The organism is Variovorax soli NBRC 106424 (genome assembly GCF_001591385.1).
Lineage (GTDB): Bacteria > Pseudomonadota > Gammaproteobacteria > Burkholderiales > Burkholderiaceae_C > Variovorax > Variovorax soli.
Genome location: NZ_BCUU01000219.1, coordinates 1 through 1,867 on the forward strand (window position 1 = coordinate 1; position 1,867 = coordinate 1,867).

At 69.0% G+C, this 1,867-nt stretch carries 4 protein-coding genes; 2 read left to right on the forward strand and 2 right to left on the reverse strand.

Annotated features, from left to right (window positions below; all coding sequences use genetic code 11):
• Positions 1–257 (reverse strand): YMGG-like glycine zipper-containing protein (locus VSO01S_RS28310; RefSeq protein ID WP_506016913.1); only part of this gene is annotated, 257 nt, incomplete at its 3' end.
• Entirely contained in the window at positions 235–390 is a 156-nt protein-coding gene (locus tag VSO01S_RS27815; RefSeq protein WP_169804114.1) for a hypothetical protein, read from the reverse strand. The genes VSO01S_RS28310 and VSO01S_RS27815, both read right to left, overlap by 23 nt.
• On the opposite strand from VSO01S_RS27815, the gene mltA reads away from it, so the two are divergent.
• Positions 391–1,536, forward strand: coding sequence for a murein transglycosylase A (gene mltA, locus VSO01S_RS26435; RefSeq protein ID WP_068645707.1), 1,146 nt, complete (start codon positions 391–393; stop codon positions 1,534–1,536). It begins immediately after the preceding gene.
• Between the two features lie 125 nt (positions 1,537–1,661).
• The coding region (locus VSO01S_RS27820) for a hypothetical protein (RefSeq protein WP_153305464.1) at positions 1,662–1,867 on the forward strand (206 nt) is incomplete at its 3' end.

Here is a 1,867-nt window from a genome sequence, read left to right on the forward strand (position 1 = left end):
GCGCCCGCAGCGATGGCGCCGCGGTCGCCGCCCGTGAGCGAGCCGATGGCTGCACCCGCCAGCGCACCCGCGCCCGCACCGATGCCGGTGGACTTCTGGGTTTGCGACATGTCGGCACAGCCGCCGAGCAGGACGCCGGCCGCGACGATGGACAGAGCGAACTTCTTCATATTGATCCTCACATGACTTGGAAGCCGTCGATTATGGGGAGCGAAGAACGCCTGGCCGGCCGGCTCAGGTGTTTCTCTTCGTTTCATCCGGCGGGCTGTCAGATTTTTCCTGCACGTGCGAATCGAGTTCGCCGCCCTTGCGGCCCGAGAACATGGTCCACCACACGATCAGCACCAGGACGAGAAGCGCGCCAAGCGCTTCGAGCAAAATCAAAGCCATATGAATAGAGGTTTTCTTGCGCTGTGCGCAGCGGTGATCGTAGCAACGCTGGCCGGATGCGCGAGCCGTTCGCTGCCGCCGCCCGATGCCGTGCCGTCGACGCCCGCACCGCAGACGCGCCCCGACACGCTGCCGCCGCTGACCGGCTCGCTGGCCCATCCCAAGAGCCGCTGGGTGCCCGCCAGCTGGAGCGAGCTGCCCGGCTTCAATGACGACGCATTGCACGAGGCCTGGATCGCCCTGGTCGCCAACTGCGCGCGGCCCAACGCTGCGTTCGCGCCCCTGTGCGGCGAGGTGCGGCAGATGGCCCTGGCCGACACGGAAGGCCAGCGCAGCTGGATGATGCAGCGGCTGCAGCCCTATCGCGTGGAATCCCTGGCCGGACAGAGCGAGGGCAAGCTCACCAGCTACTTCGAGCCGATCTACGAGGCCACGCGCCGGCCCACGGCCACGAACACCATCGCGCTGTACCAGCCGCCGGCGGGACTCGTGCCGCGCCGCCCCTGGTACACGCGCCAGGAAATCGACACGCTGCCCGAGGCGCAGGCGGCGTTGCGCGGGCGCGAGATCGCGTGGATGAGCGACCCCATCGACGCGCTCATGCTGCAGATCCAGGGCTCGGGGCGCCTGCGCATCACTGAGCCCGACGGCAGCCAGCGCCTGGTGCGCCTGGCCTTCGCGGGCTCCAACGAGCAGCCCTACCGCAGCGTCAACCAATGGCTGCTGAGCCAGGGCGTGACGCGCATCAATCCCTGGCCCGATGCCACCAAGGCCTGGGTGGCAGCCAACCCGCAGCGCCTGCCGCAGCTCTTGTGGAGCAACCCGCGCTACGTGTTCTTCCGTGAAGAAGCGATGACCGAGGTCGACGCCGCCTTCGGCCCGCGCGGTGCGCAGGGCGTGCCGCTCACGGCCGGCCGGTCGATCGCGGTGGACCGGGACAGCATTCCGTACGGCACGCCGGTGTGGCTGGCCTCCAACGGCCCGGTCGCGCAACTGCAGAAGCTGGTGGTGGCGCAGGACACGGGCAGCGCGATCCTCGGTGCGGTGCGGGCCGACTACTTCGCCGGCACCGGGCCGGATGCGGGCCGGTTCGCGGCCCGCATGGACCAGCCGCTGCGGCTGTGGGCCCTGTGGCCCAAGCAGTGAAGCCGGCACGCAGGTAGCGGGGGTCGTGGGGGCCCGGTCGGGGCGGCATGACTTTTGGGCGTCACATTGGCCTTCTAGGCTCGCGGGTTGATTTTTTCAACCACGACCCACGAAGGTTCAAGTTCATGAGCGCAGACAAGCGAGCGGACGTCGTCACCATCGACCCCGACGACATCGGCCACAACACCACCAGCAATCCGTCCTTCAGCGACCTGATCGAAGCGCGCCTGAGCCGCCGCAAGATCTTCGGCCTGGGCCTGGGCACCGCCGGCGTGGCGCTGCTGCAGGCTTGCGGCGGCGGCAGCGATGCCGCCCCGGCGCCTGCACCTTC

Excerpts from the sequence above, each read along its gene's own strand:
- VSO01S_RS27815 (WP_169804114.1), bottom strand. The coding sequence starts at position 390 with ATGGCTTTGATTTTGCTCGAAGCGCTTGGCGCGCTTCTCGTCCTGGTG.
- mltA (WP_068645707.1), top strand. The coding sequence starts at position 391 with ATGAATAGAGGTTTTCTTGCGCTGTGCGCAGCGGTGATCGTAGCAACG.